This is a genomic window from Pseudoalteromonas obscura (assembly GCF_030135505.1).
Classification (GTDB): Bacteria; Pseudomonadota; Gammaproteobacteria; order Enterobacterales; family Alteromonadaceae; genus Pseudoalteromonas; species Pseudoalteromonas obscura.
In genome coordinates, this window is record NZ_JASJUT010000004.1 from 170,911 (window position 1) to 190,567 (window position 19,657).

Annotated in this window: 20 protein-coding genes; 9 read left to right on the plus strand and 11 right to left on the minus strand. The window is 43.4% G+C overall.

Going from position 1 to position 19,657, the window contains the following annotated elements; all coding sequences use genetic code 11:
• Positions 1 to 72 precede the first annotated feature (72 nt).
• Positions 73 to 1,155 (minus strand): helix-turn-helix transcriptional regulator, encoded by a 1,083-nt coding sequence (locus QNM18_RS12140; protein ID WP_284137375.1) that lies wholly within the window; start codon positions 1,153 to 1,155, stop codon positions 73 to 75.
• A gap of 195 nt (positions 1,156 to 1,350) precedes the next feature.
• Here QNM18_RS12140 and QNM18_RS12145 point away from each other — a divergent pair, with 195 nt between their 5' ends.
• Positions 1,351 to 2,199, plus strand: a complete 849-nt coding sequence (locus tag QNM18_RS12145; RefSeq protein ID WP_284137376.1) for a DUF2306 domain-containing protein — start codon at positions 1,351 to 1,353, stop codon at positions 2,197 to 2,199.
• 242 nt (positions 2,200 to 2,441) lie between these two features.
• Here the strand turns inward: QNM18_RS12145 and QNM18_RS12150 are convergent, their stop codons facing one another.
• Positions 2,442 to 3,137 (minus strand): LipL32 family surface lipoprotein, encoded by a 696-nt coding sequence (locus tag QNM18_RS12150; RefSeq protein WP_211011314.1) that lies wholly within the window; start codon positions 3,135 to 3,137, stop codon positions 2,442 to 2,444.
• A 248-nt stretch (positions 3,138 to 3,385) separates the two neighbouring features.
• Between QNM18_RS12150 and QNM18_RS12155 the strand changes: the two genes are divergently transcribed.
• The 4 genes from QNM18_RS12155 to QNM18_RS12170 all read left to right on the plus strand — a co-directional run bounded on the left by QNM18_RS12155 (position 3,386) and on the right by QNM18_RS12170 (position 6,461).
• A complete protein-coding gene (locus QNM18_RS12155; protein WP_284137377.1) occupies positions 3,386 to 4,507 on the plus strand; it encodes a saccharopine dehydrogenase family protein in 1,122 nt (373 codons plus the stop codon).
• The gene (locus QNM18_RS12160; RefSeq protein WP_284137378.1) at positions 4,504 to 4,980 is read left to right on the plus strand and encodes a DUF2269 family protein; all 477 of its coding nucleotides are present in this window, start codon (positions 4,504 to 4,506) and stop codon (positions 4,978 to 4,980) included. Before QNM18_RS12155 ends, QNM18_RS12160 begins: the two co-directional genes overlap by 4 nt.
• A gap of 3 nt (positions 4,981 to 4,983) precedes the next feature.
• Positions 4,984 to 5,367 (plus strand): DoxX-like family protein, encoded by a 384-nt coding sequence (locus tag QNM18_RS12165; protein WP_211011312.1) that lies wholly within the window; start codon positions 4,984 to 4,986, stop codon positions 5,365 to 5,367.
• Positions 5,368 to 5,459: 92 nt separating this feature from the next.
• On the plus strand, positions 5,460 to 6,461 hold the full coding sequence (locus QNM18_RS12170) for a tetratricopeptide repeat protein (RefSeq protein ID WP_211011311.1): 1,002 nt from the start codon (positions 5,460 to 5,462) through the stop codon (positions 6,459 to 6,461).
• 132 nt (positions 6,462 to 6,593) lie between these two features.
• On the opposite strand, the gene QNM18_RS12175 is transcribed toward QNM18_RS12170, so the two are convergent.
• Complete coding sequence (locus tag QNM18_RS12175) at positions 6,594 to 6,797, minus strand: hypothetical protein (RefSeq protein ID WP_211011309.1); 204 nt, start codon at positions 6,795 to 6,797, stop codon at positions 6,594 to 6,596.
• Between the two features lie 317 nt (positions 6,798 to 7,114).
• Between QNM18_RS12175 and QNM18_RS12180 the strand changes: the two genes are divergently transcribed.
• Positions 7,115 to 9,172, plus strand: a complete 2,058-nt coding sequence (locus QNM18_RS12180; RefSeq protein WP_284137379.1) for a S9 family peptidase — start codon at positions 7,115 to 7,117, stop codon at positions 9,170 to 9,172.
• A 40-nt stretch (positions 9,173 to 9,212) separates the two neighbouring features.
• On the opposite strand, the gene QNM18_RS12185 is transcribed toward QNM18_RS12180, so the two are convergent.
• From QNM18_RS12185 to QNM18_RS12210, 6 genes are all read right to left on the minus strand, one after another.
• Positions 9,213 to 9,998: an ABC transporter permease gene (locus QNM18_RS12185; RefSeq protein ID WP_284137380.1), complete on the minus strand. Its 786-nt coding sequence runs from the start codon at positions 9,996 to 9,998 to the stop codon at positions 9,213 to 9,215.
• A 232-nt stretch (positions 9,999 to 10,230) separates the two neighbouring features.
• Positions 10,231 to 10,860 carry a protocatechuate 3,4-dioxygenase gene (locus tag QNM18_RS12190; protein WP_284137381.1) on the minus strand — a complete coding sequence of 210 codons (630 nt, stop codon included), beginning with the start codon at positions 10,858 to 10,860 and terminating at the stop codon, positions 10,231 to 10,233.
• A 219-nt stretch (positions 10,861 to 11,079) separates the two neighbouring features.
• Positions 11,080 to 11,784, minus strand: coding sequence for a hypothetical protein (locus tag QNM18_RS12195; protein ID WP_284137382.1), 705 nt, complete (start codon positions 11,782 to 11,784; stop codon positions 11,080 to 11,082).
• A gap of 76 nt (positions 11,785 to 11,860) precedes the next feature.
• The gene (locus tag QNM18_RS12200; RefSeq protein ID WP_284137383.1) at positions 11,861 to 12,649 is read right to left on the minus strand and encodes a lipoate--protein ligase family protein; all 789 of its coding nucleotides are present in this window, start codon (positions 12,647 to 12,649) and stop codon (positions 11,861 to 11,863) included.
• A gap of 66 nt (positions 12,650 to 12,715) precedes the next feature.
• A complete protein-coding gene (locus tag QNM18_RS12205; RefSeq protein WP_211011298.1) occupies positions 12,716 to 13,627 on the minus strand; it encodes a LysR family transcriptional regulator in 912 nt (303 codons plus the stop codon).
• Positions 13,628 to 13,875: 248 nt separating this feature from the next.
• A complete protein-coding gene (locus QNM18_RS12210) occupies positions 13,876 to 14,832 on the minus strand; it encodes an alpha/beta fold hydrolase (RefSeq protein WP_211011296.1) in 957 nt (318 codons plus the stop codon).
• A 198-nt stretch (positions 14,833 to 15,030) separates the two neighbouring features.
• Between QNM18_RS12210 and QNM18_RS12215 the strand changes: the two genes are divergently transcribed.
• The gene (locus QNM18_RS12215) at positions 15,031 to 15,213 is read left to right on the plus strand and encodes an alternative ribosome-rescue factor A (RefSeq protein ID WP_284137384.1); all 183 of its coding nucleotides are present in this window, start codon (positions 15,031 to 15,033) and stop codon (positions 15,211 to 15,213) included.
• A 76-nt stretch (positions 15,214 to 15,289) separates the two neighbouring features.
• Positions 15,290 to 15,724, plus strand: coding sequence for a hypothetical protein (locus QNM18_RS12220; RefSeq protein ID WP_284137385.1), 435 nt, complete (start codon positions 15,290 to 15,292; stop codon positions 15,722 to 15,724).
• On the opposite strand, the gene QNM18_RS12225 is transcribed toward QNM18_RS12220, so the two are convergent.
• Entirely contained in the window at positions 15,721 to 16,677 is a 957-nt protein-coding gene (locus tag QNM18_RS12225) for a bile acid:sodium symporter family protein (RefSeq protein ID WP_284137386.1), read from the minus strand. The genes QNM18_RS12220 and QNM18_RS12225 overlap by 4 nt on opposite strands.
• 202 nt (positions 16,678 to 16,879) lie before the next feature.
• Between QNM18_RS12225 and QNM18_RS12230 the strand changes: the two genes are divergently transcribed.
• Positions 16,880 to 18,286 (plus strand): alanine/glycine:cation symporter family protein, encoded by a 1,407-nt coding sequence (locus QNM18_RS12230; RefSeq protein ID WP_284137387.1) that lies wholly within the window; start codon positions 16,880 to 16,882, stop codon positions 18,284 to 18,286.
• A gap of 52 nt (positions 18,287 to 18,338) precedes the next feature.
• Here QNM18_RS12230 and QNM18_RS12235 read toward each other — a convergent pair whose 3' ends face one another.
• Complete coding sequence (locus QNM18_RS12235) at positions 18,339 to 19,385, minus strand: PLP-dependent cysteine synthase family protein (RefSeq protein WP_211011286.1); 1,047 nt, start codon at positions 19,383 to 19,385, stop codon at positions 18,339 to 18,341.
• Positions 19,386 to 19,657 lie beyond the last annotated feature (272 nt).

Here is a 19,657-nt window from a genome sequence, read left to right on the forward strand (position 1 = left end):
AAATGCCTGTGGGTTAGAATTTTTTATTTTTGTTTTAGGCGTATTTTACATCGTTTTTAAAACCGGAGAGGGTCAGATAGATACCTGTGTCGCAGGTGGTAGAGTTTGTCTATATTGGTTTGGTGTTGAACCTGTATAGGCTTTAAAGGCGCGAGTAAATGGACCGACAGAGGCGAAACCGCTTTCAAGTCCAACGACGAGTACCGACCAGTGTTGTTTATCGGCATCACTTAATAACTGCATGGCATGTTGAATACGTTGTTCATTGATATAGTGGTTAAAATTACGGGCGCCCATATGCTCTCGCAATGTTTTGCTGACCTTGTACTCAGAGACATCGAGCTTTCTTGCAATGTCTGCCACTTTTAAATTTGTTTGCAGGTAGCCCTGTTGCTCGATGATAAGGTTGTGAATTTGCTTTGCAAGGGAGTTAGTTTCTTCAGAGCTGGTAGCGTGTGATTTTAAGCTGTGAGCATGAGGCGCGATAGTGCCTTCCTGTGCTTGTTTACGTAAAGTGCTGCGCCAGATAAGTAGTGTTTGTAAGCAAATTAAGATACCTATGGTGAGCAGTGATGTGATCAAAGCCAGTTGCTCTGGGTTACCATTAAGCACATTTTGCGCTGTTTTACTGATCAAAATAGCGCTACCAAAAATGCTCAAAAACACAATGCGCTGTTGTTTATCTATACGAGATGCTTGATTAAAGCCTCTGCATGCCTCCCAGCAAGAGAGCATCAATATACCAGACGACAATAAAATAGTGACCTCTCCCAATGAGCTGAACAACAGGCTTAGCCAAGGGGAGTGCAGCGTCCAGTGTGCAGTGGCAAAGAGGTAACCTTGTTGAAACACGACCAGTACTGCAATTGTAATCGCAACGGCGATGTGCTGCCATGCTATCGGGTTTTTTTCTCGAAAGAGCGCTCTTGCGATCAACCAGAAGCAATTACAAGTTGCACAGGCAAGCATGCCGATGAGGTATTGATAGGGACCAAGGTCTGCGCCGGTAATACGTTTAGCTGCGGTCATTGCAACTGAGCCACAGAAGATTGCAAATAAAATATGTAGTGTCTTTTTATTACGCACACCGAGTTGAGCAAATAGCAAGATAAGGCTAACAGCTAGCAAAATGACATGAATGTATGGCTGTATCATGTGGTGATCCCAAAGCTCGAATACAGGTAAAAAAATCGACATGCTAATCGTACTCAACTGGCCTCAATACCTCAATTTTGCTTTTGTAAGTAAAGATTGCAAAAAACCATGCACCGAATTTCGAATTCGGTGCGACTAATCGCGTTGTTTTTGTCACCTTAGTAATTAAATCAACAGATTACAAAAGGGGCTAAGATGATTTCTTTAACTTTATCACAACTTAAACTACCTACCTTAACCGCTGAAAATACACTCAATGGTGCGACTAAAAGCTGGATGGCGGTGGCATTGGCAGGGCAGTGGGCATTTGCCATCTATATCTTGAGTCTATATGCATTGCCTTTGGCTATGGGCAGTATCGAAAAAGCAGGAGCTATATCTCCAGCGCAAGGGCTCAATAGCAATATTAACTTTCAATCAGCAATGTTTTTTGCGCATGTTTTACCCGCAGCTTTATTGGCATTGAGTGGCTTATTCCAACTGCTCCCCAATGTGCGTAAGCGCTACCCTCGTTTTCACCGCTACAATGGCCGAGTGTTTTTTTTACTAGGTCTATCGGGGGCGTTGACTGGCCTATATCTAACATGGGGAGCAGGCCACCGGCTCAGTGATATAGGATCACTGGGGATTACGCTAAATGGCGTTTTGATCCCTATCACCATTTACTTCGCTTGGCGTTACGCGATTAAAAAGCGTTTTGATGCACATCAACGCATGGCGGTACATAGCTTCTTATTGGTCAATGGAGTTTGGACATTTCGTCTATACCTGATGGGGTGGTATTTAATTAATCAGGGGATGAATGGTAATACGCTAACACTTGATGGTCCTGTTGATATATTTCTTTCGTTCGCCTGCTATCTGTTGCCAATGGCCATGTATGAATTAATTTTATGGGGTAAACGTCATCGACATGTGAGCGTTAGATGGTGTGTTGCTGGGGTAGCTTGTTTTGGTGTTTTGATTACGCTTATTGGTTTGACTGCTGCTGGGATGATGATGTGGTATCCAAGCATAAATTCAATTTTAACGGCGGTGCTTTAAATTGCTTTCAGTGCGCTGAACTAAGGTGGTCAGCGCCATTTTTGATTAAAGGATGATGCTGAAGCGACTGTTTGAAATAAGTCTAAAACTTTGGGTTTTATTTTTAACTAATTTAATACCTTGAGGGTGAGTTAGTCATTGAGCTAATTTGCGTTAAGGAATAGCGATAATGCTACAGTAAACTTGAAGCTTACAGCCATGAGGTGGGATAAGGTGATGCACTGCATCACCCTGACTTATTGTTATAATTTGCCGTCATTAACTAGCTTATGAAGCTCCTCCAATGAAGCCGCAATTTTCACACCTGGTACATTGGTGCCAATGGTGGCTTCAAATGAGCCCTCAACTTGAGAGCGGAAAGAGGTGAATGAGATACGATAAACCCCTCTGACTAAAGATTCAGTCGGGTTGTTTAAATTGGTTGTTTGTCTTAAGAGCGAGTTGTAATAAGCCCCACTGGGGTTTGCTGGTAATTCTCGTGTGTCATCGTTGTAACCCAATGGCTGCAATACTTTACCGCCTTGCGCAATTTTTTTGCTGTCGATGATATTCATACGATCAAACACGATGTAAGTATCAAAATACTTTGCTTGGTCTTTTTCCATCCCCGGAGCAAAGTTTGTGTGCACAAAGTCTTTGTCAGTTGGCTTTGACTCAACGGGTGACTGCATTGAGATACCAATTTCGTCAACAGCCGCAGGTACCCATGCGTACAAATAGTACGTATCTTTCCCTTTATATACGCCCTCTGGTTTGACGGTGGCGTCAACATAGCCATAGTAGTTGACGTAATTTGCATAGGGGGCTCTTACCTCAAGTGGACCAATCCCCTCAGAGAGAGAACTTTTTAAATAAGGTGATTGAGATGTGCTCATACAAGCGGTAAGGGTGGCAAGAGAAAGGACAGCTATTACCTTTCCTGTTGTTTTAAGCGTCATTAAATAACTCCTTGTCCTGATAGAATTCAAGGCAAGTCTAGCCGTGATCGCACACTTTGCAATGTGAAATGAATAGATTTTTTTTCATTATGCAATGTTGAAGACGCGGCAAACTCAGCGCTTTGTTGTGTCTGTGATTTTGGGTAGTATAACGAACGATAAAGGCTCTAGATTTGGACTGATATTCTTTGATCTTAATGAGTTAAAAACCAGCAATTTTGATACTGTAGTAGAAGTAAGGATAGGCAATGTCAAAAAAGGTAATTATATTAGGTGGCTATGGTAATTTTGGTCAGCGCATAGCGAAATCTTTAGCTAGCCATGATATTACCTTGATAATAGCAGGAAGAAACCAAGAAAAAGCTGAGCAATTTGTAGAACTGCTGAAAAAATCCTCTAATGCAACACTTGAAACGTGGCAGGTAGATTTGCATGCAGACGCATTTTCACAGCAATTGAAAGCACAAAAGCCATTTATGGTGATCCATACAGGAGGACCGTATCAAGGCCAAGGCTACACAGTACCAAAGGCCTGTATTGACGCCGGAGCCCATTATATTGATTTAGCTGATGACAGACAGTTTGTATGTGATATTGGCTGTTTAGATAAAATGGCGCGGGAAAATGGTGTGTTAGTCGTAAGTGGTGCCAGTTCGGTACCCGGGTTATCTTCGGCGGTGATCGATCACTTTTTACCTTTGTTTGAAAATATAGACAGTATTGATATCGCAATTGCACCTGGGAATAAAGCCCAAAGAGGCACTGCGACAATTGAAGCCATTCTTACCTACACAGGGCATCCCTTTTCGGTATTTAGGCAAGATCGCTGGCAACCAGCCTATGGTTGGATGGATGCTAAAAATCATGACTTTGGCGATATTGCAAAGCGCCGTTTATTAGCCAATGTAGATGTGCCAGATCTGGCCTTATTTCCCGAGCGGTATGGTGTTTCCGAGCGAGTGAGTTTTCAAGCTGGATTAGAATTGCCTTTATTACACTGGGGGATGGTCACAATGGCTGCTATTGCCAAGTGGAACATAGTCAAAAGCTGGGCTCCTTTAGCTAAGCAACTCGATACTTTGAGCAATTGTTTTCTTAAATTTGGCAGTGATATTGGCGCGATGGAAGTGTCGATTAAGGGACGAGATTTAAACGTCCAGCCTCAGACATTGACTTGGCGACTGTATGCTCCAGATGGTCACGGGCCTTATATTCCCACTTTTTCAGCAATAATTATTGCCAAAAAACTGCTATCAGATAGCATCGATCACCGAGGAGCCACAGCGTGTGTTGGTCTGTTGAAATTATCAGAGTTTTACGCGCACTTTAATGCGTTTGGCATATATCAAAAAGAGCAGGTATTGAAATGATGGAACCATATTTTATCGCCAAGTTTATTCATATTTTAGCGGCGATTGTGGTGATGGGGACAGGTGCGGGCATCGCGTTTTTTATGTTCATGGCAAACCGCTCTAATAACCCTCAAGCAATTTATGTGACCACGCAACATGTTGTATTAGGAGACTGGCTGTTTACTACACCGGCCGTTGTGACACAAATCGTAAGTGGCCTCTATCTAATGCATCTACTAGGCTACTCTTATCAATCTCCTTGGTTTTTAATGGTTGCAGGGCTTTTTGGATTAATCGGTCTCTGTTGGCTTCCAGTATTGAAAATACAATATAGACTACGTCGACTAGCCAAAGAATCTATCGATAAAGGGCATGTGACTGGCGAATTTAAAGCCTTAATGCGGCGTTGGACCCTGTTGGGGATCCCGGCTTTTATCGCTATTTTAGCGTTATTGGTGCTAATGGTCTTTAAGCCTCTATCAGTGGTATAAAGAATGCGTTTACAGCACAAGAGATTGTATCACTGCGCCTGCTTTAGCCTCGCGTTTGTCTGGATATTTACCGGCTTAACTTCGGTGTTTTTTGCGCCCCATATTGGTTTTGATATTCTTGCAGAAGCACAAATTTATGGCACCTTAGCCAAGCTCGCTGTCTATGGTGGTGGCGCATTGGATATCGGATTGGGGCTTTGGTTGTTAGCTCAGAAAAAAGTCAAATTGTGCTGTATGGTGCAGGTACTTACAATTGTTGTATATAGTGGGCTATTATCGTGGATTGATGGCAGTTTTTGGTTGCACCCGTTTGGGCCCGTTACTAAAAACTTGCCAATTATTGTGCTTATCTTATGGGTCTATCACACTGACTCACATCAACCATAGAGTCGGTGTTTTATGTATCAAGCGCTCGGTTATTTTGAATAATACGCGCTGCCTATCTATATTTTAGTTAACTTATTCGGTGGAGAGGTGATGTGCGAGCTGCTGAGGTAATTGCCTTACTTAGTCTTATTACAGGTACGGTTGTGGCCGCTCCACTGGACGATAAGCTCAAAGAAGCGGAGGATTATCTTCGTGTTGACCCTTCTCGAACACTGAAAATTCTCAATAATATTCCTACGCCTCACGCCTTGACAGATGTCCAGCAAATTAGGTGGCATATTGCTGCAATGCGGGCGTCCGTATTTACTGGTGAACTGAAGCAAATCATTGATTCTATAGAAGCGATTTTTCATCATCAAACACACCCTTACTTTATTGATAAGCTCGTAACAGTTACAAGTGGTACAGGTATTTGGCTGCGTAAACACGATTACATCATTGATGCGCAAATCAGCTTAGAGTGCTCGGTGAAGTATGCGATTAATGATAGGCAAAGACTGACCATTACAAATAGTTTGGCACTGCTTGCTCGGCAACTTGATGAGTTGGAAAAAGCGAAAGCGCTTTATAGCAAAGCACAGAAATTAGCAAAACTTGCCGATAGAAAAAACCTGCTGGCAATCATTGAGAATAACCAGGGTTTGATTGCACTTGAAGAAGGGCGTATTGAACGGGCTGAGCAACACTTTAGGGCGGCACTGGCAGGGTATCAAAATATTGACAAACGCTCGGGCCAGATCTCTGCGGGCGTAAATTTACTTTTTGTCTTTGCTTTGCAGCAACAATGGGTCAATTTTCAAAGATTATATAGCCCAACTGAAACCTTGACGTTGGCATTTCCTAATGAGGGCAAGCAAGCTTTGCTACTGTGGCTCAATACACGATTTAAGCATATGCATGGAGAGCCTTTAACGGTAAAAGAGAAGAAGCGGTTGCTCGACGCCTACACGCAGTTAGATGATGACAGGATCCGCAAATTGGTAAGTGAACACTTGTCAACAGGCATGGATATGATACTGCCAGGGTTTAAAAAGCCGGTAACAAAGCGCTTTAATCGCCCATGGTTTGAAAAAGTGAAACGATGTGACTGGTAATCGTTTAAACGGGCTACTGTTTCTTGTGGGCTTATCAATGACTAAAAGCGAATTATAACAATGAGTGAATTGCTACTTATCAATGCCGTACTACCTAGATCGGCATTAATATGGGGAACCTAGTACAGATTATTAGCCTTGACACCAACCTCTGGTATTACAACCTTTATACGGGGTTGTGATACAGGGTCCATTGGTCCAACATGGCATTTGACCAGATTGACACCAATAGTCTTTCGAGGCAATAGCACCACCGCCAACTTGTTTAGTGACATCTGAGTTAAGTCGTTTTTGGCTTAGCTGTTTAATGCCTTTTTTATTTAGCTTTAATTTCATGTTATATCCTTTTTGTTTGTTTTTTGTACTGCATACTCAGAGTCACAATTAACCTCGCGTTAGTCAATTGCATTTTTTTTATACTGTGATTGTGTGCCTTAATGGTATGGGCTTTGCAGGATTCAACGGCGGGTTTTCAGTGTGAAGTCGGTCATCTCTTACTACGGTAATTAGTCGCAGTTGTTTTGAATAGTCCATTTGTTTAAGGCATCTTAGCACTGAACTGATAATTGATATATTGTAACAATACTCATTGACATTTATGTCGGTACAAACCGTGATGTTAAGGCGATGAGTTCAATACTAAGAGTCTGAATATGAAAAATAAAAACAAGCTAGGTTTAACGCTGTTGGCAGCTCATATGATAGCGCTACCAGTGATGGCTAAAGATACTCATCCCAATAATACGTGGCAGTATGAGGATGTGTTCAATATTGAGTACGCGGCATCCCCGCAGGTTCACCCTGACGGTTATAAGGTTGTTTACGAGCGCAGAGCAATGGACATCATGTCTGATAGCACCCGCATTAACCTGTGGGAGGTGGATTTAAAAACCAATACCCATCAACCATTATTGTCTGGTAAAAATCAATTTCGCGGTGCTAAGTATTCACCAGATGGTAAGCGATTGGCATATTTAGCCAACGCAGAGGGTGATAACCAGCTGTATGTACGCTGGTTAGACTCTGGGCAAACGGCAAGAGTAACCAATGTGCATCAAAGTGTGGGCAATATAAGTTGGTCGCCAGATGGTAAGTGGATTGCGTTCACCATGTTTAAGCCAAAGAGTAAAAGTGGTCTTTTTAAAGATATGCCAAAGAAGCCAAAGGGGGCTCAGTGGGCGGGTAACGCCACATATATAGATGACATGCTGTACAAGCGTGATGGCGGTGGTTTTATCAAACATGGCTATCATCATATTTATGTGGTGCCGGCGGAAGGAGGAACACCTCGACAGTTGACGCAAGGGGATTTTCATCACCGCTCGTCATTAACTTGGAGTAAAGATGGTAAAGCGCTTTATTTCAATGCAGATCGTCATGATGACTGGCAAAATAGGCCTCGCCAATCAGATATTTATCGTATCAATGTCGCTGATAGTCAAGTTACTCAAATCACCGATAACAATGGTCCTGAATATCGCCCTAAACTGAATCAGCAAAGAGATAAAATTGCCTATCTCCACTATGAAGATAAGCGCTTATCGAGCCAAAACTTTGATATTTACATGATGGACCCAGATGGCAAAAACCAGATCAATCTCACCGAGTCATTGGATCGCCCAATTAGTGCCCATCAATGGGATAAAAAAGGACGTGGACTTTACTTTAGCTATGTAGATCATGGCCAGCAGTATGTGGGCCATGTCACTTTAAAAGGCAAAGTGACAGAGAAAGTTGCTGAGCTGGGAGGCTTGTCACTTGGACGTCCGTATACTTCGGGCCATTTTGCTGTAGCTGGCAGTGGCCGCTTAGTGGTCACTACTGCTGATACACAGCGACCTGCAGACCTCGCATTGGTGGATAAAAGAAGAAAGTCGGTTCAACTTACAGACTTAAATGAAGATTTGTTAGGGCACAAAAAGACCGCTGAGGTAAAAGCTATCACCGTTAAGTCTTCAGTCGATGGCAGGGACATTCAAGCTTGGTATGCCTTACCGCCTAACTTTGACGGCTCTAAGAAATATCCCATGATTTTGGAGATCCACGGTGGTCCACACACCGCATATGGCCCGAATTACAGTACAGAAGTGCAATTGATGGCGTCAAAAGGGTATGTGGTGGTCTGGGCTAATCCAAGGGGTAGTACGTCTTATGGGCAGGAATTTGCAAATCTCATCCACCATGATTATCCATCAAAGGATTACAACGACCTTATTGATGTCGTCGATGGTATGGTGGCGAAAAAGTTTGTTGATGAAGATAACTTGTTTGTTACTGGCGGTTCAGGTGGTGGTGTATTAACAGCTTGGATCATTGGCAACACAGATCGCTTTAAAGCCGCAGTTGTGGCAAAGCCTGTGATTAATTGGATTAGTTTTGCACTGACAGCAGATGCGTATAATTACTATGCAAAGTACTGGATGCCGGGCATGCCATGGGAAGCAACCGAGCATCTATGGAAGCACTCTCCACTGTCGCTGGTAGGCAATGTTAAAACACCAACTATGTTGCTAACGGGTGAAAATGATTACCGCACACCAATGAGTGAAACTGAGCAGTATTATCAAGCACTACAGCTACGCGGTATAGATACTGCTATGGTGCGCATTCCCAAAGCGGGGCACGGTATTGCCGCAAGGCCCAGTAACTTGATCCAAAAGGTGGGTCATATCGTGGCTTGGTTCGAGAAATATCGAGATACCGAAAAGTAAAATCAAAGAGTAGGCAGCTTTAGAGCTGCCTTTTCTTTTTTTAACAGAGGCTAACTTGAGGTTTCCCTTCCACTGAAATACTGCGCTTTGCCACCAGCCATAAGCTGACGGTAATGGTAATACTCATCATGACAAAAATAGCGAGCATGATCATAAGCTGATATTTAATTGCCACCATGGGGGATGCTCCGCCTAGTATTTGCCCTGTCATCATACCAGGAATGGTGACCAGTCCCGTTGTTGCCATTGTAGCGAGTATAGGGGACATGGCTTTTTGTAATGCCTCTTGTACAAACGGTCGAGTTGCAGCACTGGGAGAAGCGCCTAATGCCAGCGCTCCTTGATATTCAGGCCAGCGTTCTTGCAACGCGCTATGGTAGCTTTGTAAGCAAATAATATTCCCAGAAATGCTATTGCCAAGCAGCATGCCAGCTAAAGGGATAACATAGCGCGCGTGATAAAAAGGTTCTGGTTGAATAATGCCCAAAGAGAGGATCGTCATTAACGGCAACAGTCCGGCAACTAAGCTGAGCGCAACGGGTATCAATACAATGTGTCTTGGGAAATGAAGTTTGTTGATGATTGCACTACTGCCAACTAAGACCATAGCTAACATCCAGGCTAAGTTGACCCAAATACTATTGAGATCAAACAACAGCTCTAGATAAATGCCGATCAAAATCAACTGTAAGGTCATTCTAACCAAGCTTACGACAGTTTCTTTCAACAAGCCTAACTGGTAATGCATATTGATGTAATAAGGAACGATTAGCGTTAGGCTAAATACCGCCAGCTGCCACCATTGAATATTTATGACGCTTTGCATACTTCAAACTACTGTAATTGAGTGCGTAAAACTAGGATTGTTGTTTACGATTATGCTCACGCTATCACGGTGATATGACACTTTTATTGATAGCCATAAAATGCGCTAGGGGAAGATCAATTGGTGAAAATATATGGCCGCGTTATTGAAGTCATCTAAATGTAGCGCCCATTCAGCGAGGGCAGTTAAAGCAAATTAACACTGAATGGACAATACGTTTTGCAAGTCGACACTAAACTTTAGCAAGGACAATATCATATCGATACTGATTGGCTTTTGATGTTGTTTTAGCGGTCATCAAGGCTTGCTCTTGGCGTGTTTTGCTTCTAAATAGTCCATCCTTTTGATTCAAAGGGTGGTCTGGAAAGTACATTTGAGTCAGTAGCGAATGATAGCCTCTTTTCGAAACTTTCAAGTGAATGTGCGGTGTACGTTGTTGTGAAGCATTCAACGGGTAGGCGCCAGGAAAGACGGTTTTAAAGCGAAAGTGTCCCCCAGCTTTTGTTTGTATTATCGCCCATGCCTGAAAGTTTTCGTCAATGGGGGCATCGCTATTATCGTGTGGATGATGATATTTTCCGTAGCTGTTAGCTTGCCATAAATCTATAGTTGTATCTTCTAATGGTACTCCCTGGTTGTCGAAAACTTGTCCGTATATTTCTATCGCGATGCCCTTTGCTTTACCTTTTTTACCAACAACTTTAGTAAGGTCTGCATCTTGATCTTTTTGCGGTGTGATCGGGTAATAGGGGCCTTCCATTTCGCTGGGGGTGAGAGTACGTGCGTGCACGTGCGTGCCTATTAAGCCCACAAGAGAGCCGAGTGTAATGTTTTTAATAAAGTGACGGCGATGTAATTTCATTGTGATTCCTCATGCAAAATGTTAAATCGCACCACACAAGATCATATCGTACACGGCCTATAATTACGAATAGGCAGGGTGCTCGAACGCCTGAGTCAGCTTATGTGGTGACGTGATATGAGTCTTTAATATCACGCCCCTCTCTGTCTTAATGAATATCTATTAATTGCTCAATAGAGTTTTAATAGATGCCTAATTGTATGATTTATAGACTTATAATTATCTTTCATCTGTGGCTATAAGGTGTTTTTGATAATTGCTAAATGTGGTTTTAGATGTTTCTTCGATTTCAATAAAGAAGGAGAAGGTACCGCTCATTTCCATCGTGTTATATTTGGGTAGTACGGTATTGTCTATGGTCATAAACTGCATGTGTAGCTTAAAGTGATCAATGTCAGCCAACGCAACTGGGCTGAACTCCTCGGTATTGTGAACAGATATGTGGTCAATATTCAAATTGTGTTTGTCTATCTGTATGCGACCCACTAACTTGCCGAGGGCATCGTCGCCCAGATCGGAGAGTTCAACGGGATATGTGAAGGAGATGTACTCAGGGGTTTCTCTATCAAGAGTTAATGCATCTGTTTTTATCAATTCTTTTATGCTGACAGAAAACCCTTCATTTTGTCGTTTTCTAGCAAATTCATCAGCTTGTTTATTTGATGGCTTTTTACCATTGAGTTGCAACAGCTGCCAGCGCTTACCTGCGTCTACGTGAGGTGTGTGTTGTGCTTGCAACTCGGTTTTTTCCCCTTCTTCAACTTCTACACTGTGTACTTGATAGGACCAATGTTGTTTATTGGTTTGCGTAAAGCGTTCAACAGCTTGGTTGACCATGTTTTGGTGAGCAATCGATGCAGCCAAAGTGGGTATCGAAAGCAGAATAAACGAAGTAACAACAACGGTACGAATGTGACTAAACATAAAGCGGCCTCCTTTTTTGCACTACTTTGCAGGCGATGATGTGAAGCCAATGTGAAACCAAAGGAGCTTATATATTTTAAAATTCTAATTGAGGGTCAATATCCGCATTAAAGTCACGTAAGGCGAGTAAAATTTCTTGCCTGATAACTTGAGTCAATTTGCCGTTTGGGTAGTGGCCTGCTAAATGTCTATCAACGCTAGTTGATGCGTGGGGATCGTAGCAATTGTCGCCACCAGCTAGCTGGTAAAACTGATTGACGATGCCTGTCGTATCATGTGGATCGGCTTCAATCATGATCATGGCTTGTGCTAATACGGCGCGGTAAAGCCCCAATTCATTGGCTGGTGAAAGTGCTACTCGCTGAGCTGTACCTGTCACTTTGAGAGCATCAATATTGAGATTAAATCGACCGTCGCAATATGCACCGGGAGTTTCTCCATACTCACTCTGCAAGCCAAGGTTGCGCAGTGCGTTACGAATAGGCTCACACAAGGAGATATAGATAGCATCTAAATCTAAAGGCTGGTCTTTGGTCTGTGCAAAGATGAGTGAAAAATTTAAAATACCAGGGCCGTGAGGAACTGCAGTGCCGCCACTTTCTCTGACCGAAACAGGCCACCCCAGTTGAGCTAAGGTGTCACAGGCGCTGTCAAAATCTGCTAACCTGGCTTCTTTGCGACTGACAATCAATGATTGAGGGCATTCCCACAAACGTATTGTTGCAGGCTGTTCACCTTTGGCGACCTGCTTTAGAAGCGTCGAATCCAGCGCTAGAGCACGTTGTGTACAAGCTTCGATGGGATCATTGAGCACAGACCATTGGTGTGCACTGTAGAATTGCTCTGCAAGCTGTTTTTCATTCATGGTTGTCCCTAATAAAATTGCTGCACTATATAAGTATAGACGCCAAAGCTGCGTAGCGATTTACTGTTAATCGACCTCTGAGTTTTGTGTCGTTGGCATGATCATACTCTGGTATCTGAGTTCACCTAAAAAAGTCCTGGCAGCAGGTCCTAGGCTATCTCCGTCGACAAAAGTCAGGTGCAGCTGGGCTTGACGTGTTCGCCCTGATTGTAAATTGAGCGCAACTAATTCGCCATTTTGAAGCTCTTTTTCTATTAATGGCACTGGCAACCAAGCAAAGCCAAAACCACTTTTAATCATATCTATGGAGGTACGCATATGGCTGACTGTCCAGCGTTGGCTTGCCTGTAGCCATCCTGAATCATGGCTTTTTGATACGGCAGAATCTCGTACTACGATTTGTCGGTGTGATTTTAAATCTTCTAAAGTCAGTGCCCTGCCACTTTGATGAAGGGCATGTTGTGGGCTCGCAACGGCGAGAAACTCTATTTGGCAGAGCTCCTCACTAAATAAGCCTTCAAGGGTAAATGCGGAAACAGCGATGTCGACGTTGGCATTTTGTAGCTGCTCATTGGCACCATTGAGGACGGACTCAACCAGTTCAATGCGTAAAAATGGAAACTCATGGGAGACTTTATCGAGCACCCGATAAAGCAAATGTGCGGGGAATATCTCGTCAATGGCAATTCGCAATTTGGTTTCAATACCTTCTGCAAGGTTGGCACCTATGGTCTCTACCTTTGCGGCTTCCTCAAGTAAATATTCGACACGGCGTAACATAAGCTCACCAGCAGCAGTCAATATTGTTTTTCGGCCTTCAACACGAAATAGTTTGACGCCGAGCGCAGTTTCAATTTTATTGACCGCATTGTGGATACTAGATTGGCTTTTGTGGATCTGGGCAGACGCCTGATTAAAGCCGCCATGCTCAACGACGGCTTTAAACATACGCCATTGCTCGAGAGTGACTTTGAGCATATTACACCTGTGTACTTTAGTTACTTTGACGATAGAGATATCAGCATGATACACGAAATGCTAAGAGACTAGCATACTGTTGAAGCAAAGCTATGGAGCAAAATATGGGCGAGTGAATGCGCAAAAGGTTACGATCTAAATTTATATTATTCAGGTACAGTCAATATTTCCTTCGTTAAAGTACTTATTCCCAAGCAGTGAGGCTCATTCATTTCTGAATGGGCTTTTTTAATGCCCTTTTTACTGTACTAAATAGGCGCGGATCCCCAATCTCGTTTTTGTCCTTTTTGAGCAAGCTTTTTAGCACGTTTGAGTTCACTTTTACGAACATGTTTTGCTATCCACTTAATCATTTTAGGGGCAAGTTCGGGTGGTAGGTTATGACCCATACCTGGGACTATTTTGAGTTTGGATTTTCGGATCTGTTGAGCTGTTTTGATACCTTCTTGACTGGGGATAATGGGATCTGACTCTCCGTGGATCACTAACGTAGGCGCTTTTACCTTAGTCATTAATTCTTGGCGGCTGCCGCTGGCGGCCATTGCGGCGAATTGTCTTTGAAAAGCATGCGGGTTATAGGCGCGTTCAACGGTTTCAACTGCCTGAGCTTTTAAGGTTTGCTCGTCTTGAGGGTAAGCTGGGCTGCCAATTAATTGATTAAGCCGAATATTGTAGCGGACCGCAGCATCACGATTGGGTTTATCGGGGCGCAGTTTTGCGAGCTGTAAAAATACTTTTAAGTTGGCGTGAGTCAATTTAAGTGAGGACGAGGAAGACATGATGGAGGTTAAGCTCAAGACCTTTTTTTTCTGCTTTGCTGCTATCAGCTGTGCAATCATGCCGCCCATGGAAGCACCCACCAAGTGTGCTTTTTTTATTTTGAGCGCTTTCATTAATGCTAATGTGTCTTCTGCCATCTCTTCTAATGTATAGGGGGCTTGGCTGCGAAGTGGCAAACGGGCGCTTAACCAAGATTTGAACAGGCTGGGTCTCCCGTATTGCTCTAAATGGGTGGATAATCCGGCATCTCGATTGTCAAAGCGTACAACTCTAAAGCCCTGATCAACTAAGCCATAAAAAAGCGCGTCGGGCCATAAGGTCATTTGTGCACCAAGCCCCATGATTAAGATAATAGCCGGGTTATTTTTGTTTCCCACGTCTTGATAACTAATGGAAATATTGCCGCTAACAGAGATTGATTTCATACAAATTTGCGTCGCGTTTGCTCTTTATGCAGTTTAGGCATAAAAATAATAAATGCGTATGAAATCGAACATTTTATGGTTACAGGCTGGTTGTTGGCACTGTGGTACTTATTTGGTTCGGGTTTTTACTTGCAGAGCTGAGTATGACAATGAATAATAAGTGCTCACCTAATTATGTCAGACACAAAAGGTCAAACTATGAGTAAAAAAACACAGCAAACCTGTGAACATCATCGTGGGGAAATTAAAGAAAATGCGCTCAAAGCATTGGTTACAAGCCCTGTGTTTAAAAGTAAAGTTGAAAAAGCAAAGAAGGGTAAAGGCAGCTTTCGCAGAAAAGCAAAACACCAAGGCCAAGAGCCTTATTTTATGGCAGCATAACTGAAGATGTTGTGGCGAGTCATAAAATAGGGTTTTTAGGTGAGAAGCACTTAACAATACACATGGAGAAATTGATATGAAATGGAAGTGTTTACTTACTTTTTTACTTGCTTTTGGGTTGATAGGTTGTCAATCTGCCCCATTTACTTACAACCCCGAAGGGTTGGGCCAACTTCAATTGTCGCGCATTTTGGTTGACCAAGGAGCGCGTAAGTATGCCAGCGATTATCGGGTAGAAATAGAATACATCTGGAATGAGCAAGGGCGAGAGCTTAGTGGGCGATTACCCTATGTCAGTGCCAAGTATAATCACCTGACACTCTCTGCTGGGGTGTATCGTATTCAAGCCAATTGTGCCAACAAACAGCATTCAGGTAGCGTAGAGGGTATTTTCAACTTTAGTTCTGGGCATCACTATCGCTTGTACTGTGAGTTGAAAAAAGACCGTCATACACTCGGGTTTGCGGTCTCAACACATGTGGCTTTAAAGCTAGAAATGACTGAGCCCTAATCAGGGAGTCGGGCATACTCTGTGGAAGTAGGTTGGTTATCCTCTTTTATTCTGCGCTTACTCCAATAACTCGCGAGCATTGATCCGCTGATGTTGTGCCAAATTGAAAACAGTGTGCCTGCAATGGCAGCTGCTGGCGAGAAGAATTTCATGGCTAAAGCAACAGCCAAACCCGAGTTTTGCAGTCCGACCTCAAAGGCGATGGTTCTGCAGATCTCTTCACCAAACCCACACCACTTTGCTACCCAGTATCCGCTTAACAGCCCGATCCCATTGTGCATGATAACCGCGATTAGAATAATGGGACCTATCGCGGTGATATGTGACTTATTTAGGGCCACAATAATGGCAATGATTGAGACGATCGCGAACATAGATACCAAGGGCAGAATACGATGCACTTTGGCAACTTGATTTTGCAAAAAAGTGTTGATCAATAATCCCAAAACAACAGGTGCGAGGACGATTTTTAATAGGTTGATGATCATCGCTTGAGTCGGAATATCGATCAGCTGTTGGGCGTACAGTGAAATTAAAAATGGCGTGATAAGCACTCCTAGTAAAGTACTAATAGCTGTCATGGTAATGGACAAAGCCACATCTCCTTTGGCTAAAAAGCACATCACATTACTTGCCGTACCACCTGCGACGCACCCTACGAGGATTATGCCAAGGCTGAGTGAATCATCTAGTTGAAGCATAAATACAATAACCAGCGCCACTAAGGGCATAACCAAATATTGTAGCAGTACACCAAGCAAAATAGCCTTGGGGGCCTGCATAACTTTATTAAAATCAGACCAAGTCAATGTCAGCCCCATACTGAGCATGATCACAGTGAGTAAAGGGATAATGGCAGATTTAAACGGTGTAAAGTGCTCTGGCGTGAGGTATGCGATGGTGCTAAGAAGCAGTGCCCACAGCGGGAAGAGTTGTATCGTTCGGTTTAACATGATGCTCTCAGAATGATTGATAGTTTTGGTATTGAACCGCTAAATTGTGGAACGAATATGTTGTAGTGCAACTGTACACACATTTGTATGTTTTTCATTCTGTTGTTATGTTAACAAGCAGTAACACATAGTCAATATTGTGCAGCTTAAAGCCCTGTCCTGAAGTGACTTTTTAGCTGCAATGCATTTACAGGGTAAATTTATGGTTGAGCAGGGTGTCGCATATATCAATCAAGTACTGTGGGGAGAAGGCCAGCTTCTTATTTATGTTCTGTTATTTGCTGGTGGATGGTTTACCTATCAGTTACGCGCTATCCAACTGGTTGACTTCAAACATATGTTTGGGTTGGTGAGACATAGCGCGAGTTCGGATCCAAATGGGATTAGCTCTTTTCAAGCTTTGTGTACCGGGCTCAGTGCAAGAGTGGGTACTGGTAATTTAGCTGGTGTGGCGATGGCCATTTCTTTAGGTGGAAGTGGTGCGGTTTTCTGGATGTGGGTGATAGCGCTGCTAGGTATGGCGACAGGGTTTGCTGAAAGTGTGCTGGGCCAGCTATACAAAGTGAAAGATAGTCAAAAGGAGTTTCGAGGTGGGCCAGCGTACTACATTCGTGCGGGCCTAAACAAGAAATGGCTGGCTGTATTATTTTCAATCTGTTTATTTCTTGGCTACGGTGCAAGTTTTAGCGCTATGCAAGCCAATACCATGGCTGAAGCACTCAATAACACCTTTGCAGTTCCGACTTATCTCAGTGGTTTGATGATTGCGATAGTCGCAGGTGTCATTGTGCTTGGTGGACTCAAACGTATCGCGCGTTTTGCTGAGGTGGTTGTGCCTTGGATGGGCGCGGCGTTTGTGATAACTGCGATAATCATCAGTGTTGTAAACATGGCTCAATTACCAGGGTTAATTGCAGACATCGTACTTTCAGCATTCGGTTTAACAGAAGCATCAGCAGGAGCACTGGGTGCGGCGATTAAAAGTGGTATTCAACGCGGTATGTATTCCAATGAGGCTGGTGCGGGAAGCGTGCCCCATGCAGCAGCAGGAGCAGCCCCAAATCCTAATCACCCAGTTGTTCAGGGGTATATTCAAATGTTGGGGGTCTTTGTTGATACTATCGTATTGTGCAGCTGTACGGCTGTTATTGTGCTATTGGCTGGGATTGGTGCCAGTGGCGAAATGGCGGGGATCAGTGTGACTCAGCAGGCAATGGCGATTCATTTTGGCGAGTATGGTGACGACTTTATCGCGTTGGCAATTACGTTATTTGCCTTTACTTCTGTGGTTGCAAACTATGCCTATGCAGAGAGTAACCTGCACTTCTTTAAGCTGGACAATCGGCTGGGTAGGCTCAGCTATACAGGCATCTATTTGACGATGGTGGTGTGGGGGGCAAATGCAAGTTTACAACAGGTTTGGAACTTGGCTGATATGTCTCTTGGGCTGATGACGCTCGTTAATGTATATGCCATTGTTTTGCTCACGCCTACGATAAAAAATCTAACGCAAGACTATCGCAATAAAAAGCAAGCCGGGAACAGTTTGGAGTTTCGACACGCAGACGTAGCGATCCAAGGCAAAACAGCTGAGGGAGTTTGGGAGTAAAAGACCGCCAAACAATGAAAAAGTGGCCAAGTTAGCCACTTTTAATTGTTTATCATGAATTAAACCAAGTCTTTAGTTGTGTTTGATAGGGAGTAATATCCCCAATGTGATTCTTGACCCACTCGGGATTGTAGTAGGTATCTAAATAGCGCTCGCCACTATCACAAATCAAAGTGACGATGGCACCGCCCTTACCTTGGCTGTTCATTTTTTCAGCAGCACTGAGGGCACCCCATAAGTTAGTGCCAGTAGAGGGTCCGGCTTTGCGACCTGTAAATTCTTCGAGCCATAGCATGGCGGCAATACTCGCGGCGTCAGGGACTTGCATCATATGGTCGATGACATCAGGCTGAAAAGATTTTTCCACTTTTGGGCGGCCAATGCCTTCGATGCGGCTAGAGCGACCTGTGCATATAGTGTCGCTATTTTGAGTATACCCTTCGTAAAAAGCAGAAAACTCTGGGTCGACGACCATTAATTCAGTTTCGTACCCTTTATAAAGAATATAGCGGCCAAGAGTTGCAGAAGTACCGCCAGTCCCTGCTCCCATCACGACGAGGTTAGGGACGGGGTGGGGCTCGAACTTCATTTGATTAAAGATGCTTTCAGCAATGTTGTTGTTGCCCCGCCAATCTGTGGCACGTTCCGCATACATGAATTGATCCATGAAGTAGCCATCAAGCTGCTGGGCAAGCTCAACGGCAGTGTCGTGCATATTTGTAGCGCAATCGACAAAATGGCACTGGCCACCATAAAATTGAATTTGATCTATTTTACTTTGTGCCGTGGATGCAGGCATTACTGCGACAAAGGGGACACCTATCATTTGCGCAAAATAGGCTTCCGAGACAGCGGTACTGCCAGAAGATGCTTCTATAACTGGGGTATTCTCTTTGATTTTGCCATTACATAAAGCATATAAAAACAATGAACGTGCTAAACGATGTTTTAGGCTGCCTGTGGGGTGGGTGCTTTCATCTTTCAAGTAGAGATAAATATCATTAAATTGAGGGAGCTGAAATTTAAACAAATGTGTATCAGCCGAACGGTTTTGATCCGCTTCTATTTTTGCAATGCTTTGTTTTACCCAGCTTTTCATTTTCTATCGCTCCTCTTATATGATGCGAGTTCCACCATTGAGTTTATATTCTTTTTTGTTATAACTTATTCTATATGTAAATTGGAGATATTTTAAGCTTTATTTTTCGAGCTGAGATAACAAGCGCATCTGTCTTGTTACGTTTTGTAGCACTCTAATGACTTAAAACCCGAGCTGTGTACTTTTTATTGATTGCTTGAATATGGCACACTTACTCTATAAACAGCGCATTTTATTTAGCCATAGGCTGTGTGGAACAGCCATATAGGAAC

What these genes read in the sequence shown, in the direction of transcription:
- QNM18_RS12140 (WP_284137375.1), bottom strand. Translation starts at nt 1,155, where the DNA reads ATGATACAGCCATACATTCATGTCATTTTGCTAGCTGTTAGCCTTATC.
- QNM18_RS12145 (WP_284137376.1), top strand. Translation starts at nt 1,351, where the DNA reads ATGATTTCTTTAACTTTATCACAACTTAAACTACCTACCTTAACCGCT.
- QNM18_RS12150 (WP_211011314.1), bottom strand. Translation starts at nt 3,137, where the DNA reads ATGACGCTTAAAACAACAGGAAAGGTAATAGCTGTCCTTTCTCTTGCC.
- QNM18_RS12155 (WP_284137377.1), top strand. Translation starts at nt 3,386, where the DNA reads ATGTCAAAAAAGGTAATTATATTAGGTGGCTATGGTAATTTTGGTCAG.
- QNM18_RS12160 (WP_284137378.1), top strand. Translation starts at nt 4,504, where the DNA reads ATGATGGAACCATATTTTATCGCCAAGTTTATTCATATTTTAGCGGCG.
- QNM18_RS12165 (WP_211011312.1), top strand. Translation starts at nt 4,984, where the DNA reads ATGCGTTTACAGCACAAGAGATTGTATCACTGCGCCTGCTTTAGCCTC.
- QNM18_RS12175 (WP_211011309.1), bottom strand. Translation starts at nt 6,797, where the DNA reads ATGAAATTAAAGCTAAATAAAAAAGGCATTAAACAGCTAAGCCAAAAA.
- QNM18_RS12180 (WP_284137379.1), top strand. Translation starts at nt 7,115, where the DNA reads ATGAAAAATAAAAACAAGCTAGGTTTAACGCTGTTGGCAGCTCATATG.
- QNM18_RS12185 (WP_284137380.1), bottom strand. Translation starts at nt 9,998, where the DNA reads ATGCAAAGCGTCATAAATATTCAATGGTGGCAGCTGGCGGTATTTAGC.
- QNM18_RS12190 (WP_284137381.1), bottom strand. Translation starts at nt 10,860, where the DNA reads ATGAAATTACATCGCCGTCACTTTATTAAAAACATTACACTCGGCTCT.
- QNM18_RS12195 (WP_284137382.1), bottom strand. Translation starts at nt 11,784, where the DNA reads ATGTTTAGTCACATTCGTACCGTTGTTGTTACTTCGTTTATTCTGCTT.
- QNM18_RS12200 (WP_284137383.1), bottom strand. Translation starts at nt 12,649, where the DNA reads ATGAATGAAAAACAGCTTGCAGAGCAATTCTACAGTGCACACCAATGG.
- QNM18_RS12205 (WP_211011298.1), bottom strand. Translation starts at nt 13,627, where the DNA reads ATGCTCAAAGTCACTCTCGAGCAATGGCGTATGTTTAAAGCCGTCGTT.
- QNM18_RS12210 (WP_211011296.1), bottom strand. Translation starts at nt 14,832, where the DNA reads ATGAAATCAATCTCTGTTAGCGGCAATATTTCCATTAGTTATCAAGAC.
- QNM18_RS12215 (WP_284137384.1), top strand. Translation starts at nt 15,031, where the DNA reads ATGAGTAAAAAAACACAGCAAACCTGTGAACATCATCGTGGGGAAATT.
- QNM18_RS12220 (WP_284137385.1), top strand. Translation starts at nt 15,290, where the DNA reads ATGAAATGGAAGTGTTTACTTACTTTTTTACTTGCTTTTGGGTTGATA.
- QNM18_RS12225 (WP_284137386.1), bottom strand. Translation starts at nt 16,677, where the DNA reads ATGTTAAACCGAACGATACAACTCTTCCCGCTGTGGGCACTGCTTCTT.
- QNM18_RS12230 (WP_284137387.1), top strand. Translation starts at nt 16,880, where the DNA reads ATGGTTGAGCAGGGTGTCGCATATATCAATCAAGTACTGTGGGGAGAA.
- QNM18_RS12235 (WP_211011286.1), bottom strand. Translation starts at nt 19,385, where the DNA reads ATGAAAAGCTGGGTAAAACAAAGCATTGCAAAAATAGAAGCGGATCAA.